The following is a 16,314-nucleotide window of genomic DNA, read 5'->3' on the forward strand; positions in this document are numbered from 1 at the left end:
TGCCCTCCTGATACACATGGTTTCTGTTTCCCAGTATACCCCACCCCCTGCCCCGGTTCAAGTGGTGTACATGGCCATAAAATCCGCTGGACGAAATTAAAAAAGTCCAGCAACCCAAAGGCTGCTGGACTTTTTGGCGGAGACGGTGGGATTCGAACCCACGGACGGTTTTACCCGTCAAACGATTTCGAGTCGTTCTCGTTATGACCACTTCGATACGTCTCCATCAATGATAGCTGATATAGAATACATGATTTTCCTCCAAAAGTCAACGTTCTTTTTCGCTACTACAGGTTATAGTAAGATATTGACAGCATTTAATGGGAATTTAAGGGCTCGTAATCATTTTTTACGAAAACAACACATAGTATACTAAAAGTATATGCGCTTTCATTTGCTTTTTTGTGCATCTTGACTTTATTGTTCTATCGCAGTATAATGAAAGCCACAAAATAAACCACAGCATCATTACCTCATGAGTTGTTCGAGGAATTGGGAGGCATATACCTTGAATCACACCGAATATCTCAACGATGCCATCGCCCGTTTCAGCGCCGGAACCAGCCACGACGCCTATCGATTTATGGGCTGTCACAAGGAGGTCCGGGACGGAAAGGAGGGCTATGTGTTCCGTGTCTGGGCCCCTCATGCCCGCTCTGTCCGGGTTTTGGGCCGATTTAATGACTGGGACACCGATGTGCCGGCCATGGACAAGCTTACCGATGGAATTTGGGAGCAGTTTTTGCCCGAGGCCAAACACTTTGACGAGTACAAATTCTACATCGAACGCCCGGATGGCTCCTTTGTCTTCAAGAGCGATCCCTACGGCGTACATACCTGCACTCGGCCCGAAACTGCCAGCAAGATCTATGATCTGGACGGCTTTGAGTGGACCGATCAGGAGTATTGTGCCGCCCGGGCCAAGGAGCAGCCGCTCACCCGTCCTCTGAACATCTATGAGCTGCACCTGGGGTCCTGGCGTAAGCATGCCGATGGCAACTACATGACCTACGAGGAATACGCCAAGGATTTGGTCAAGTATGTCAAGGATATGGGCTATACCCACATCGAGCTGCTTCCCATCAGCGAGTATCCCTTTGAGCCCTCCTGGGGCTATCAGGTCACTGGATATTATGCCCCCACCTCCCGGTACGGCACACCCAAGGACTTTATGAAGTTTGTAGACATCTGCCACAGCGCAGGTATTGGTGTGATTTTGGACTGGGTGGGCGCGCACTTCCCCAAGGATGAGACGGGTCTGTATGAGTTCGACGGCGGTTGCTGTTACGAGCCCTCCGACCCTCTGCGCAAGGAGCACCCGGACTGGGGCACCCACATTTTCGATTATGGCCGTTACGAGGTGCGGTCCTTCCTCATCTCCAATGTGGTCTACTGGTTAGACATGTACCATGTGGACGGCATTCGAGTGGACGCCGTGGCTTCCATGCTCTATCTGGACTACGGACGCCGGGATGGTCAGTGGCGCCCCAACCAGTACGGCGGCAATACCAATCTGGACGCGGTGAAGTTCTTACAGGACATGAGCGCCGCTGCCTTCGAATTTAACCCCGGCGCTCTGGTCATCGCCGAGGAGTCCACCGCCTTCCCCATGGTCACCAAGCCTGGGTATGACGGCGGATTGGGCTTTAACTTCAAGTGGAATATGGGCTGGATGCACGACATGCTGGATTATATGTCTACCGATCCCCTGTTCCGCAAGGGCCGTCACAACAACATTACCTTCTCTCTGACCTACGCGTTCTCGGAAAACTTTATCCTCCCCCTCTCTCATGACGAGGTGGTCCACGGTAAGTGCTCCCTGCTCAACAAGATGCCGGGAGACTACGAGGAGAAGTTCCAGAATCTCCGGGCCTTCTACGGCTATATGATGACCCATCCCGGCAAAAAGCTGGTGTTCATGGGCGGAGAGTTCGGTCAGTTTATTGAATGGGATTTCACCAAGGAACTGGACTGGTTCCTTTTGGAATATGATAAGCACCGTCAGCTGCAAGACTATGTCCGGGATTTGAATCACTTCTACCTGGCCCATCCTGCCCTGTGGCAGAATGACAACGATTGGCACGGCTTCCAGTGGATTGCCTGTGACGACAACAGCCAGAGCGTGATCTCCTTCCGGCGCGTGGATGCCAAGGGAAAAGAGGTTGTGGTTGTGTGCAACTTCTGCCCGGTCACCCGCGAGCACTACTGCATCGGTGCGGCCAAAGCCGGTACTTATATTCCTGTTTTGTCCAGCGACGACGTGAAATATGGTGGCACTGGTATCCCGCTCAAGCCGGTCAAGGCCAAGGCGAAACCCATGCACGGGCTGAAATACTCCATCGAATTGACTCTGCCGCCCCTCTCCACCGTATATTACGAGCGAGAGGCGCCCCAGAGAACCCGCAAGACGGTGGAAGGCGTGCCCAGCGCAAAGGTGAAAAAAACCAGAGTTTCCAAAAAACAATCCGCTGGCAAAAAGGCCAGCAAATAACCATCGCATATAACCAGCGAGGAAAGATGAATTAGGGGGGCTTCACTGTGATCGAACGAAAAAAAGAATGCATCTCCATGCTCTTGGCCGGCGGCCAGGGCAGTAGATTGTATGTACTGACAGAAAACACCGCAAAACCCGCCGTGCCTTTCGGCGGCAAGTATCGCATCATTGACTTCTCTCTCTCCAACTGCGTCAACTCCGGCATTGATACCGTGGGTATTCTCACCCAGTATCAGCCCCTGGAGCTCAACGACTACATCGGCAACGGCCAGCCTTGGGACCTGAACCGGAATTTCGGCGGCGCCCATGTGCTTCCTCCCTATACCAAGACCACCAGCAACCAGTGGTATAAGGGCACGGCCAACGCCATCTATCAGAACATCCCCTTCATCGAGAGATATCAGCCCGAATACGTGCTTATTCTCTCCGGTGACCACATCTATAAGATGGATTACAACAAGATGCTGCAGTTCCATAAGGAGAAGGGCTCCGAGTGCACCATTGCAGTCATCAACGTCAGCATGGAAGACGCCACTCGTATGGGCATTATGAGCACCGACGAGAACCAGGCCATCGTGGACTTCGAGGAAAAGCCTGCCCATCCCAAGAGCACCCAGGCCTCCATGGGTGTGTACATCTTCACTTGGGCCGCTCTGAAGAAGTACCTGATCGCCGACGAGGCCGACCCCAACTCCGAGAACGACTTCGGCAAGAACGTCATCCCCGCCTTCCTGCGGGACGGCCGCCCCATGTATGCCTATCCCTTTGAAGGCTACTGGAAGGACGTGGGCACTCTGGGCAGTCTGTGGGATGCCAACATGGACCTGTTGGACCCCAAGGACCCCCTGGATATGCGTAACCCCCACTCCAAGATCTATGCCCGGAACTATGCCAGCCCCTCTACCATGATCGCCCCCTCCTCCAAGGTGTCCAACTCCTTCATCACCGAGGGCTGCCGCATCAAGGGTACGGTGGAGAACTCCGTGATCTACACCGGCTGCGAGGTGGAAGAAGGCGCTGTGGTCAGCGGCACCGTCCTGATGCCCAACACCATCGTCCGCAAGGGCAGCACCGTCAGCTACGCCATCGTGGGTGAGCAGTGTGTCATCGAAGAGAACGTCACCATCGGCGCACGCCCGGAGGACTGCCTGGGCGAGGATTGGGGTATCAGCGTTGTGGGTCATAAGAAGACCATCCCCTCTGGCACCGTGATCAAACCCAAGGAAATTGTTTAAGGGGGGCTACAAAGATGAAAATGTGTGGAATTATTTTCTCCGAGATGTATTCGGATGAGTTGAACGCTTTTACCCATGACCGCAACATGGCGGCTATCCCCTACGGCGGCCGTTACCGCCTGGTGGACTTCGCCCTGTCCAACATGGTCAACTCCGGCATCACCAGCGTGGGCGTGCTGGCCAAGCAGCACTACCACTCTCTGATGACCCACCTGGGCAACACCCAGGAGTGGGACCTGAACCGCAAGAACGGCGGCCTGCAGATTCTCCCCCCCTACGCCAGCGAGAGCCTGAACCAGGCCAACCGCGGCAAGCTGGACGAGCTGCGTAACGCTCTGGACTTCCTCCGGGAGGACACCTCTCCCTATGTGGTGATGGCAGATGCCCACGTGATCTGCAACATGGACTTCCGCCCCGTGGTGGAGTCCCACATCAACAGCGGCTGTGACATCACTGTGGTTGCCACTCAGAGCAAGATGAGCAACAGCAACACCTACAAGTCCGTCATCCAGGTGGATGGGAACATGCGGGTCACCAGCTACGCTCTGGACCACGTGCCCCAGCCCGGCGACTACTGCGGCATGAGCATCATGGTTATGGACCGTCAGGTGCTCATTGACACCGTGTCTGAGTTCACCGCCCGGGGTGTCTACTTCCTGGAGCGTGACTTCATTCAGTCCCGCTTCAACACCGGGGACCTGTCCATCAACATCTATCCCTTCACCGATCCCGTCCTGCGGGTCAACGACATTGAGAGCTATTTCAGCAGCAATATGGCTCTGCTGGACGAGGGCATCAGCAATGCCCTGTTCCGTCCTGACCGTCCCATCTATACCCGTGTCAACGACGAGGTTCCCTCTCACTACGGCATGGACTGCAACATCTCCGGCTGTATCATCGCCGACGGCTGCATTTTGGATGGCAATGCGGAGCACTCCGTCATTGGCCGTGGCGTACGCATCGCCAAGGGTGCCACAGTGAAGAACTGCATCATCATGCAGGGCAGTGTCATCGGCGAGGGCGCCAGCCTGGAGAACGTCATTGTGGACAAGTGGGCCACCATCACCGCCGGCAGCCAGCTCAAGGGCCTGGAGACTGCTCCCGTGATCATCCGCAAAGGAGTCACTGTATGAAAATCTTATTTGCCGCCAGTGAAGCCGCTCCCTTTTTAAAAACGGGAGGGCTGGGCGACGTGGCATCTGCGCTGCCCAAAGCGCTCAGTGCCGATGAAAACGCACAGGTGGCTGTCTTTCTCCCCTACTACAAGGCTATCAAAGACAGTCCCCGGTGGGACATTGAGTTTCTCTGTAACTTCCGGGTGCCTCTGTCCTGGCGCAGCGTGTACTGCGGTGTGTTCCGTGCCAAGGACACCCAGAGAAACCTGCAGTACTACTTCATCGACAATGAGTACTACTTCTATCGGGACAACGCCTACGGCTACTACGACGACGGCGAGCGCTTCGCCTTCTTCTCCAAGGCCGTTTTGGAGTCCCTGCAATACCTCAACTGGTATCCCGATGTCATCCACGCCAACGACTGGCAAACTGCCATGATTCCCGTCTTTCTCCGGGCCTTCTACATGGGTCTGGATGCCTACCAGCCCATCCGCACCCTGTTTACCATCCATAACATGGAGTATCAGGGCAAAGCGCCGGACTCCTTTGTGGACGAGGTGCTGGGCTTGCCGGAGGATTGGCGGGGTACCACCCAGTTTGACGGCTGCACCAACATGATGAAGGCCGCCATTCTGGTGTCTGACCGGGTGAGCACCGTCTCCCGCACCTATGCCTACGAAATTCAGGACCCCTATTACGCCCACGGGCTGGACGGGGTGCTGCGCCACCACAGCTATAAGCTCATCGGCGTGGTCAACGGCATCGACACCGATGTCTTTGACCCCTCCACCGATCCCCTGATCCCGGTGAATTACACCTGTGACCAGTTGGACAAGAAGGCGGAGAACAAGCGGGCGCTCCAGGAAAAGCTGGGATTGGAGTGCCGGGATGACGTGCCCATGGTGATTATGATCACCCGTCTGGTCTCCCACAAGGGTCTGGACCTGGTGCAGGCTGTCATGGATGACCTGATGCAGGAGGATATCCAGTTGGTCATTATCGGCACAGGCGAGCAGAATTATGAGGATATGTTCCGCTCCTATGCCGACCAGTACCCGGAAAAGATGTCTGCTAACATCGTTTTCGACAACAAATTGGCTCACGAGACGTACGCCGGCGGCGATCTGGTGCTGATGCCCTCCAAAATGGAGCCCTGTGGCCTGACGCAGCTCATCGCCATGCGCTACGGCACCGTACCCATCATCCGGGAGACCGGCGGATTGTACGATACCGTACCCGCTTTGAACCCGGAGACCATGGAAGGGCGCGGCTTTACCTTCAAAAGTTACAACGCCCATGACATGCTGGATGCTGTCCGGCGCGCTGCTGCTTTCTATCAGGACAGCAAGCACTGGAAGCTCCTGCAAAAAAATGACATGAAATTTGATAGTTCTTGGAATCAGTCCGTCCAGGAGTATTGGCAAATCTATCGTTCCATGTTATAATTGTGCCGTGTTGCCTCCCCCCGATTACAGCCCGCTCATGCGGGCTGTGCTCGGGTACGGGCAACACGGTTTTCAAATTTTTGCGGATGCCTTGTGATCCGCACAGAGGAGTTCAGTTTCATGAATCAGAAACAGATTATTGAAAAACTGGAAGAGACCTTGTTACGACGCTATGGCTGTCATTCTGACACCGCCTCTCCCCAACAGATCTACCGCTGTCTCTGCTATCTCGTCAATGAGATGCTGGTAGAAAAGAACACACAGTTTAACCGCAAGACCAACAAGGACCAGGACAAGCAGGTATACTACATGTCCATGGAGTTCCTGGTTGGTACCTCCCTGCGGAATAATTTGTATAATTTAGGTCTGGAAGAGCTGTTCACCCAGGCACTGGATAAGTGCGGCATCGACATCCACGACCTGTATGAGATGGAGCCTGATGCCGGTTTGGGCAACGGCGGTCTGGGCCGTCTGGCCTCCTGCTATATGGATTCTGCCACCACTCTGGGCATTCCCTGCACAGGCTATTCCATTCGCTATGAGTTCGGTATCTTCAAGCAGAAGATCATCGACGGCTGGCAGATGGAGTTTCCCGATGACTGGCTGACCATGGGCGATGTGTGGCTGGTGCCCCGAGAGGACGAGGCCGTGGAGGTCAAGTTCGGCGGCGAAGCCCACGGCTGGGACGACAACGGCAAGTACCGTGTGGCCCACGTCAACTATCAGTCCGTCATGGCTGTGCCCAACGATATGTATATTTCCGGCCACGACACCGATGCCGTGAACAAGCTGGTGCTGTGGAGCGCCAAGTCTCCCCGCAGCTTCGATATGACCGCTTTCTCTCGTGGCGACTATGCCAAGGCCCTGGAGGGCGACACCATGGCTGAGGTCATCTCCAAGGTCCTATACCCTGCCGATGACCACATTGCTGGCAAGCGGCTGCGCCTGCGCCAGCAGTATCTGCTGGTATCTGCCTCCCTCCAGACCATTTTGCGCAAGCACCTGAAGACCTATCGCAGTCTGGATAACCTGGCCGACAAGGTGTCCATCCACATCAACGACACCCACCCCGCTCTGTGCGTGCCCGAGCTGATGCGTCTGCTGCTGGACGAGTACGACTACGGCTGGGACGAGGCCTGGGAGATCACCTGCAACACCCTGTCCTACACCAACCACACCGTTATGAGCGAGGCGCTGGAGCGTTGGAGCGAGAGCCTCTTCTCCGAGCAGATGCCCCGTGTGTATCAAATTGTGTGCGAGATCAACCGCCGCCTGGTGGAGGATCTGCGGGCCAAGTATGGCAACGACATGGGTAAGATCAACTACATGGCTGTCATCGCCAACGGCGAGATTCGCATGGCCAACCTGTGTCTGGCCGCCTGCCACAAGATCAACGGCGTGTCCAAGCTGCACACTGAGATTCTCAAGAACAGCATCTTCCGGGACTATTACCAGATGGAGCCCAACCGCTTCCTCAACGTCACCAACGGCATCGCCTACCGCCGCTGGCTGTGCCAGTCCAACCCCGACCTCAGCGCTCTGCTCAAAGAGCTCATTGGCGACGGGTTTGTCAAGGACTCCAGAGAGTTGGAGAAGCTGCTGAAGTACCGGGACGATGCCAGCGTGCTCAGCCGCCTGCAGGAGATCAAGCTGGCCAATAAGCAGCGCCTCAGCGATTTGATTCTCCAGCGCAACGGCATCCAGGTGGACCCCAATTCCCTGTTTGACGTCCAGATCAAGCGTCTGCACGAGTACAAGCGCCAGTTGCTCAACGTCCTCCAGATTCTGCACATGTATCTGGAGATCAAGCACAACCCCAATGCCCCCTTCCAGCCCCGCACCTTCATCTTTGCCGCCAAGGCCTCCGCTGGATACATCATGGCAAAGCAGATCATTCAGCTCATCTGCGCGGTGTCCCGCCTGGTCAACTCCGACCCCGTGGTGCGCGACAAGCTGAAAGTGGTGTTTATGGAGGACTACAACGTCTCTCTGGCTGAGAAGATCATCCCTGCCGCCGAAATCTCCGAGCAGATTTCCATTGCCGGCAAGGAGGCCAGCGGCACCGGTAACATGAAGCTAATGATTAACGGCGCCGTTACCTTGGGTACACTGGATGGGGCCAATGTGGAGATTCGGGAGCAGGTGGGCGATGAGAACATCGTGCTCTTTGGTCTGCGTACCCCCGAGGTCAACGACCTGTGGCATCACGGGTACAATCCCCTCGTATATATTCATAACGATCCCCAGCTCCAGGCTGTGATGGATCTGCTGCGCACCGGTTTCTCCAACATGCGCTTTGACGATATCGTCAATTCCCTGATTACCAACCATCGTGGACCTGCCGACCCCTATATGTGCCTGGCGGACTTCCACGACTACGTGCGGGCTCAGAACGATGTGTCCGCCCTGTATGCTGACCAGCGCAAGTTTACCAACATGTCCCTGGTCAACATCGCCAAGGCCGGTCTGTTCTCTGCCGACCGCGCCGTCACTGAGTATGCCGAGAACATCTGGCATCTGAAGTGACCTATTTTTCCTCATTGTCTGGAGTTTTGATGGATGAACGTCGCATTTAATTGCCTGTTAGAAGAATATAAGACTCCTTTCGGCTGCGTGATGGAAAACCAGCCCTGTTCCCTGACGGTGAAGGTGCCGGACTACTACGCCGTCAGCGGCGTGGATGTGATTCTCACCACCGACACCGCCTACGGGATGCAGGTATCCTTCGAGTTGACCGACACGCAGGACGGATATCAAATTTATAAGACGCAGTTTTCCCTCCCCCGGTGCGGACTGTATTTCTATCACTTCCGCTGCCAGGGCGCTCAGGGGCCGTTCCAGGTCTACCGCTGCGGAGAGACGGATACCAGCATCAACCAGGGAGACCTCTGGCAGTTGACCTGTTACCCACAGCAGTTTCACACGCCCAAGGCCTATGCCGGAGCCGTGATGTATCAGATCTTTCCCGATCGCTTTTTTCGCTCGGGCTCCTGTGATCTGACCGAGAAACTGCAGCCCTACTGGGTACACAAAAACTGGGACGACACCCCCCATTATCTCCCCAACGAGCACGGAGAGGTACTGAATAACGATTTCTTCGGCGGAAATCTGCGGGGAATTCGGGAAAAGCTGCCCTATCTCAAACGGATGCATGTGGATGTCATCTATCTCAACCCCATCTCCATGGCGTTTTCCAATCACCGCTATGACACTGCCGACTACATGCGTCCCGACCCCATGTTGGGGACCGAAGAGGACTTTTCTGCCCTGTGTGCCGACGCCCACAAGCTGGGTATGAAGGTGATTTTGGACGGTGTGTTCTCCCACACCGGCAGCAACAGCGTATACTTTGACCGCAACCATATCTTCGGACACGGTGCGGTCAGTGACCCCAATTCCCCCTACCGCAGTTGGTTTGATTTCCAGGAGTACCCCAACCGCTACACCTCCTGGTGGGGCATCGACACCCTCCCCTGCGTCAATGAGATGGACCCGGCTTTTCTGGAGCACATCATCACAGGAGAGAACAGTGTCATTGCCCACTGGATGAGCTTGGGCGCCGACGGCTTCCGTCTGGACGTAGCCGACGAGCTGCCCGATGACTTCATCGCCCTGTTCCGCCAGCGCCTCAAGGAGCTGAACCCTGAGGCGCTGCTGCTGGGCGAGGTGTGGGAGGATGCCTCCAACAAGATCAGCTACGGAGCCCGGAGAAAGTATTTCTCCCACGGAGAGCTGGACTCGGTGATGAATTACCCCTTCCGCAGTGCGATTCTCTCCTTCTTGGCCCAGCCGGATGCCAACAGCTTCCGGGCCAACATCATGTCGGTGGTGGAGCACTATCCCCAGGAGGTTCTCCACTGCCTCATGAACAGCCTATCTACCCACGACACCCCCCGCATCCTCACCCTGTTGGGTGACAGCTTTGACGGCTCCAAGCAGGAAAAGGCCAACCGATTCCTCAGCGAGGACGCCAAACTCTGGGCGGTGCGGCGGGAGTGCGCAGCGGCGGCGCTCCAGTTCACGCTGCCCGGGATGCCCTGTATCTACTACGGAGATGAGGCAGGGCTGGAAGGGTTTGAAGACCCCTTTAACCGCCGGTGCTTTCCCTGGGGGCGTGAGCTGACCTCTCTGCAGACGGCCTATGAGTCTCTCAGCCGCATCAAAGGCAGATATGCTGCCCTCAAACGAGGCCATATCACCTTTGAAAACCCCAACGATCATGTCATTCATTTCATCCGCACCTTGAACGGGCAGCGGATTCACACCATTGTCAACGGAGGCTCCGACCCCATGACCCTCCCCATCACGGGACAGCTGCTGTTCCAGTCCAATATCAATATGGAAAAGCGGTTGCTGCATCTGGAGCCCTGGGGTGTTGCCATTATTTTGGAATAAGCGTATCTTGACGACAAGAAAAAGAGGAGTTGAGCGCAATGAAGCAAGTGTGTTTTGGCGTGGACATCGGCGGAACATCCGTGAAGCTGGGGCTTGTGGACGAAGAAGGCCCTCTGCTGCACAAGAGCGAATTTCCCTCTCCCCGTGACCCTGCCGCCATGTTTGACCGGATTGCTCAGGAAATCCAGCAGGTAAAGGCGCAATTCGACGACTGTGCCTTTGTGGGTGCAGGCGTGGGCGTCCCCGGACCTGTGTTCAACCAGGAACAGGTCAAGGGCTGTGTCAACCTGGGCTGGGGGGATATCAACGTGGCCACCGAGCTGTCCAGCCGCACTGGTCTGGTGGTAAAGGTGGAAAATGACGCCAACCTGGCCGCTCTGGGCGAGCTGTGGCACGGCGCCGGCAAAGGCCGCAAGAGTTTGGCCATGCTCACCGTGGGCACTGGCATTGGCTGTGGCATTATTTCCAACGGCCAAATCATCTCTGGCGCCAACGGTGCAGGCGGTGAAGCTGGCCATATGCCCATGAGCTTCCACCAGGACTGGCAGTGCTCCTGTGGCAAGTACGGCTGTCTGGAGGTCACCGCCTCTGCCACCGGTATCATCCGCGCTGCCCGGGAGTTCCAGCCCTTCAAGGACATGGAGAAGGTTACCGCCAAAGATGTGTTTGACGCAGCCAAGGAGGGGAACCAGCAGGCCATGGAGGTCATTCAGACCGCAGCCAAGGCCCTGGGTGTGGCCTCTGCTATGATCGGCTGTATCGTCAACCCCGAGATCTTCATCATCGGCGGTGGTGTGTCTGCTGCTGGCTCTATCCTCATGGACCCCGTGGTGGATGCCTACCGGGAAAATGTGTTCTCCCCTGCCCGTCAGGCCACCTTCGCACTGGCTCAGTTGGGCAACAACGCCGGAATTTATGGCGGCGCTGGTCTGTTCTTCTATCATGCTTAATTCCCTTAACCAAGGGTAAATTTATTTCACAAGGAGTTGCACACTATGTTAACGTTGGATTTGTCCCATCTGGATGGTTTCGTGTCCAAGGAGCAGCTGACCGCTATGACCGACGAAGTGGCCGCCGCTCACGCCAAGCTGTATGATAGTTCCGCCCCCGGCTCCGATTTCACCGGCTGGGTGCGTCTGCCCGAGGCCTATGACAAGGAGGAGTTTGACCGCATCCTCAAGGCCGCCAAGAAGATTCGCTCTGACTCCGAGGTGCTGGTGGTCATCGGCATCGGTGGCTCCTACCTGGGCGCCCGTACCGCCCTGGAGATCTTTCCCTCCGACGGTCCCGATATCTGCTTTGTCGGCTGCTCTCTCAGCCCCAATGAGATTCAGAAGGTCATGCGCCGCATCGGCAACCGCAGCTGGTCCATCAACGTGATCTCCAAGTCCGGCGGCACCATTGAGCCCGCCATCGCCTTCCGTATTTTCCGTGAGCACCTGGAGAAGAAGTACGGCGCTGAGGCCAACAGCCGTATCTACGCCACCACCGATAAGGCCCGTGGTGCTCTGAAGTCCGTGGCCGACAAGAACGGCTGGGAGACCTTTGTCATTCCCGACGAGGTGGGTGGCCGCTTCTCCGTCCTCACCGCTGTGGGCCTGCTGCCCATCGCTGTGTCCGGCACCGACATCAACGAGCTGATGGCCGGCGCTGCCGAGGCTATGGAGAAGTATGACCTGCGCTCCATGGACAACCCCGTGTGGCAGTATGTCGCCGCTCGTAACCTGCTGTATCGCCAGGGCAAGAAGATCGAGATCTTCTGCAACTACGAGCCCTCCTATACCTTCTTCGGCGAGTGGCTCAAGCAGCTGTTCGGCGAGTCCGAGGGCAAGGATGGCAAGGGCATCTTCCCCGCCAGCGTGCAGCTCACCACCGACCTGCACTCCATGGGTCAGTTCATCCAGGACGGCGAGCGCATCCTCTTTGAGACTGTGATCTATGTGGATGACACTGGCTGTGACGTGGCTGTGCCCCACTGCGACGACGACGGCGACAACCTGAACTATCTGGCAGGCAAGCCCCTGAGCTTTGTCCGTGAGATGGCTTGCCAGGGCACCTTGGCCGCTCACCACGACGGCGGCGCTCCTGCTATGGTCCTGCGCAGCCCCAAGATGAATGCCCGCACTCTGGGCGAGCTCTTCTACTTCTTTGAGCTCTCCTGCGGCATCAGCGGCCACGTGCTGCAGGTCAACCCCTTCAACCAGCCCGGCGTGGAGGCCTATAAGAAGAACATGTTTGCTCTCCTGGGCCGTCCCTAATTTTCGTTTCATGCAAACTCCTATGTCTGTCTCTGGGCAGCCATAGGAGTTTTTACATACTCTTTACAAAATACGACAGGAAATCTTGACACAGGTTTTGTAAAGTATAGATAGTGGTGTATTACGTCCATTTCACAGCTAAAACCGCTGTGAAGATCATATAACAGGAGGATAGACATGAAGCATGCAGTGATTGATATCGGTTCTAACTCCATGCGTTTGACGGTGTATTCCGTGGAAAAAGAGAGTTTTACCGTTCTGTTTAAAGAAAAGATTATGGCCGGGCTGGCCAATTATATGGAGCACGGCATCCTGACGGAGGAAGGTATCCGCAGAGCTGGAGCTGGACTGCTCTCCTTTGCAAAGACGCTGGACCACCTGGAGATCACCAACATCTCCGCCTTTGCCACCGCCTCCCTGCGTAACGTCCATAACTCCCAGCAGGCTGCTGCCGCCATCAGCCAGATGGTGGGGTTCCCCATCGAAGTGCTTTCTGGCGAGGAGGAGGCCACGTTCGGTTATGTGGGTGCCATGCAGGACACTGCCATGGACAGTGGACTGTTTGTGGACATTGGCGGCGCCAGTACCGAGTTGGTGGAGTTTGAACATGGCCAGGTGAATCAGGCCTCCAGCTTCCCCATTGGCTCACTGAAGCTGTACCGGGACTGTGTCAAGCGAATTCTTCCCGGAAACGGCTCCTATGAGCGCATGGAGAAAGCTTTGAAGCGGGAGCTGGGCAAACTGCCTGCCCAGGACCTTACTTCCCATCAAATTGCAGCGGTGGGCGGCTCTGCCCGAGCCGCTTTGAAGCTGTCCCGCACGGTCTTCCAGCTGCCCCAGACCTGCCGGTCTGTCACCGCTGACCAGCTGGATGAGGTATTTGCCCTACTCCGCTCCGACCAGCGCACGGCCACCGATCTGATTTTGAAGGCAGCACCTGAGCGGCTGCACACACTCATCCCTGGCCTGATGATTCTGCGCCATGTGGTGAAAACTTGTCAAGCAAACGAGGTCATCGTCAGTCGGTACGGTGTCCGGGAGGGTTATTTATGCCAGAAGATACAGTCAAAACTATGAAAGATTACAGCTACACCCAAAACCGAGAACTGAGCTGGCTGCGGTTTAATCGCCGCGTGTTGGAAGAGGCAGCGGATCAGACCGTGCCGCTGTTGGAGCGCCTGAAATTCATCTCCATCTTCACCAGCAACCTGGATGAATTCTTTATGATTCGAGTGGGCAGTCTCTTCGACCTGGCTGCCATTTCCAACAACAAAGAGCGGGATAACAAAAGCGGCATGTCTCCCCGGGAGCAGCTGCGTTGTGTCTACGAGACCATTCCTCCCCTCATCGACCTAAAAAACCATCTCTACGAGTCCCTCTGCACTCAGCTAGAAGAAGAGGGCATCGTGGATGTTTCCATGGACCAGCTGACAGAGGCGGAACAGCAGTACGTCTCCCGGTATTACACCGCCAACGTACTTCCCACCCTCTCTCCCCAGATTGTGGACTCCCACCACCCCTTCCCCCACCTGGAAACAAAGCGGCTTTACATTTCTCTGCTGTTACGGGAGAAAAAAGATCGACTTTCTCTGGGATTTGTCCCCCTCCCTGCCTCCCTGCCCGCTTTTCTCATGCTGCCCAATTCCAATGGCCGCTATCTCCGTATGGAACAGATGCTCCTCCACTGGGCGCCCTCCCTCTTTGAGCGATACAAGGTGGCAGACAGCTGTGTCATCTGCGTCACTCGCAATGCAGATATCAGCTTTGACGTAGATAAGTTTGAGGACACCACCGAAGAGGACTTCCGGAACCATGTCAGCAAGCTGCTCCACCTTCGAGGTAAACAGTCTGCGGTGCGCCTAGAGGTCTCTCGGCCCATTTCTCAGGCCTTTCTGGACATTTTACGGGACAGATTGGACCTGGAAGCGCACCAGGTGTTTGTGGACCGCTCTCCGTTGAATATGAGCTATGTCTTTGCCCTGATTGGTCAGCTGCCTGCTGATGTCAGTGAGAAACTCCTCTTTCCTCCCTATCAGCCTCGCCAACCGGAGGATTTGAACCCCAAGCAGAGCATGATTCAACAGATTCAGCAGCGAGACCGACTCCTGTTCTATCCCTTTGACTCCGTCAACCCCTTCCTGCAATTGCTTCAAGAGGCCGCCGAGCGCAAGGATGTCATCGCCATTAAAATGACTATCTACCGTCTGGCCTCCTCTTCCAAGATTGCCCGTATTCTCTGTCGTGCAGCGGAAAACGGGAAGGAAGTCACCGTACTCATGGAGCTGCGAGCCCGTTTTGACGAGGCCAACAACATTGCCTGGTCCAAGGTGCTGGAAGAGGCCGGGTGCCGGGTCATCTACGGTGTCGAAGATTATAAGTGTCACAGCAAGATCTGCCAGATTACCATGCGCCGGGGCGATACCCTCCACTATATCACCCAGATCGGTACAGGAAATTACAACGAAAAGACCTGCGCTATGTACACCGATCTGTGCTTTATGACTGCTGATAAGCAGATTGGCCTGGACGGTGCGGCGTTCTTCCGCAACATGCTGGTGAGCAATCTCAACGGCAGCTATCAGCGCCTTCTGGTCTCCCCCAACGGTATTCACCAGGCTCTCTTAGACCACATGGATGAACAGATTATCTTGGGACATCAGGGATATATCTGCATCAAAGCCAATTCCCTCACAGAACGGGCCATCATCAACAAGCTTCAGCAAGCCAGCCAAGCAGGCGTAGAGGTCCAGCTGATTCTCCGGGGCATCTGCTGTATTCGGCCTGGAATTCCCGGAAAAACAGAGAGCCTCCATGTCACCAGCATTGTGGGCCGCTATCTGGAGCACGCCCGCATCTACTGCTTTGGTCGGGGAGAACAGGCCAAGTATTTCATCTCTTCGGCGGACTTGATGACCCGAAATCTGTTGCGCCGGGTTGAGATTGCCTGCCCCATCGATGACCCACAGGTAAAATCCCAGCTGGAATGGATTCTCCGCACCCAGTTGTTGGACAATGTGAAGGCCAGCTCCATGCTCAGCGACGGGAGCTACCTGAGAAAAACCAGCACCGTCTCCCCTCTCAACAGTCAAGAGGAGTTTATGCGTACCTCTTCCCACACGGCACAACCTAGCTCCGCACCTGCTAAGTCCAAGACCCAGGGCTCCCTATTGCAGCGGCTAAAGGATCGCTTTCCCTGGACCATTACAAGAAAGTATTGAAATTTCCCCAATTCTGTGGTATACTCCATACCCGTAGTCATAATGAGATATGCGGGTATGATGGAATTGGTAGACATGCGAGATTTAGGTGCTGTCACCTCAGTGAAGAAGTTTTTGTAAAAATAGCGGCAGGGAGTTCCTGCTGCTCATATAT

10 protein-coding genes and 1 tRNA gene are annotated in these 16,314 nt (G+C 55.7%); 10 read left to right on the forward strand and 1 reads right to left on the reverse strand.

The genetic code is table 11. The features are described from left to right. Positions 1–134: 134 nt before the first annotated feature. A tRNA-Ser gene (locus tag B5F12_RS03270) sits at positions 135–225 on the reverse strand. 283 nt (positions 226–508) lie between these two features. Here B5F12_RS03270 and glgB point away from each other — a divergent pair. The 10 genes from glgB to ppk1 all read left to right on the forward strand — a co-directional run bounded on the left by glgB (position 509) and on the right by ppk1 (position 16,160). Next, positions 509–2,491 carry a 1,4-alpha-glucan branching protein GlgB gene (gene glgB / locus B5F12_RS03275; RefSeq protein ID WP_242954872.1) on the forward strand — a complete coding sequence of 661 codons (1,983 nt, stop codon included), beginning with the start codon at positions 509–511 and terminating at the stop codon, positions 2,489–2,491. Positions 2,492–2,538: 47 nt separating this feature from the next. After that, entirely contained in the window at positions 2,539–3,729 is a 1,191-nt protein-coding gene (locus B5F12_RS03280; RefSeq protein ID WP_087230223.1) for a glucose-1-phosphate adenylyltransferase, read from the forward strand. Positions 3,730–3,743: 14 nt separating this feature from the next. Continuing rightward, entirely contained in the window at positions 3,744–4,862 is a 1,119-nt protein-coding gene (gene glgD, locus B5F12_RS03285) for a glucose-1-phosphate adenylyltransferase subunit GlgD (protein WP_087230226.1), read from the forward strand. After that, positions 4,859–6,289, forward strand: coding sequence for a glycogen synthase GlgA (glgA, locus tag B5F12_RS03290; RefSeq protein WP_087230229.1), 1,431 nt, complete (start codon positions 4,859–4,861; stop codon positions 6,287–6,289). The genes glgD and glgA overlap by 4 nt, the downstream gene beginning before the upstream one ends. A gap of 120 nt (positions 6,290–6,409) precedes the next feature. After that, positions 6,410–8,815 (forward strand): glycogen/starch/alpha-glucan phosphorylase, encoded by a 2,406-nt coding sequence (locus B5F12_RS03295; protein ID WP_087230232.1) that lies wholly within the window; start codon positions 6,410–6,412, stop codon positions 8,813–8,815. A 33-nt stretch (positions 8,816–8,848) separates the two neighbouring features. Next, positions 8,849–10,684, forward strand: a complete 1,836-nt coding sequence (locus B5F12_RS03300) for a glycoside hydrolase family 13 protein (protein ID WP_087230235.1) — start codon at positions 8,849–8,851, stop codon at positions 10,682–10,684. 38 nt (positions 10,685–10,722) lie between these two features. After that, positions 10,723–11,634, forward strand: coding sequence for an ROK family glucokinase (locus B5F12_RS03305; RefSeq protein ID WP_087230238.1), 912 nt, complete (start codon positions 10,723–10,725; stop codon positions 11,632–11,634). 36 nt (positions 11,635–11,670) lie between these two features. After that, positions 11,671–12,942: a glucose-6-phosphate isomerase gene (locus B5F12_RS03310; protein WP_204221457.1), complete on the forward strand. Its 1,272-nt coding sequence runs from the start codon at positions 11,671–11,673 to the stop codon at positions 12,940–12,942. Between the two features lie 177 nt (positions 12,943–13,119). Then, positions 13,120–14,019: a hypothetical protein gene (locus tag B5F12_RS03315; RefSeq protein WP_087230245.1), complete on the forward strand. Its 900-nt coding sequence runs from the start codon at positions 13,120–13,122 to the stop codon at positions 14,017–14,019. Then, positions 13,992–16,160, forward strand: a complete 2,169-nt coding sequence (gene ppk1 / locus B5F12_RS03320; RefSeq protein ID WP_242954873.1) for a polyphosphate kinase 1 — start codon at positions 13,992–13,994, stop codon at positions 16,158–16,160. Before B5F12_RS03315 ends, ppk1 begins: the two co-directional genes overlap by 28 nt. Positions 16,161–16,314: the final 154 nt, after the last annotated feature.

Source organism: Pseudoflavonifractor sp. An176, assembly GCF_002160435.1.
Taxonomy (GTDB): domain Bacteria; phylum Bacillota; class Clostridia; order Oscillospirales; family Oscillospiraceae; genus Enterenecus; species Enterenecus faecium.

What these genes read in the sequence shown, in the direction of transcription:
- B5F12_RS03300 (WP_087230235.1), top strand. Translation starts at nt 8,849, where the DNA reads ATGAACGTCGCATTTAATTGCCTGTTAGAAGAATATAAGACTCCTTTC.
- B5F12_RS03305 (WP_087230238.1), top strand. Translation starts at nt 10,723, where the DNA reads ATGAAGCAAGTGTGTTTTGGCGTGGACATCGGCGGAACATCCGTGAAG.
- glgD (WP_087230226.1), top strand. Translation starts at nt 3,744, where the DNA reads ATGAAAATGTGTGGAATTATTTTCTCCGAGATGTATTCGGATGAGTTG.
- ppk1 (WP_242954873.1), top strand. Translation starts at nt 13,992, where the DNA reads ATGCCAGAAGATACAGTCAAAACTATGAAAGATTACAGCTACACCCAA.
- glgA (WP_087230229.1), top strand. Translation starts at nt 4,859, where the DNA reads ATGAAAATCTTATTTGCCGCCAGTGAAGCCGCTCCCTTTTTAAAAACG.
- B5F12_RS03295 (WP_087230232.1), top strand. Translation starts at nt 6,410, where the DNA reads ATGAATCAGAAACAGATTATTGAAAAACTGGAAGAGACCTTGTTACGA.
- B5F12_RS03315 (WP_087230245.1), top strand. Translation starts at nt 13,120, where the DNA reads ATGAAGCATGCAGTGATTGATATCGGTTCTAACTCCATGCGTTTGACG.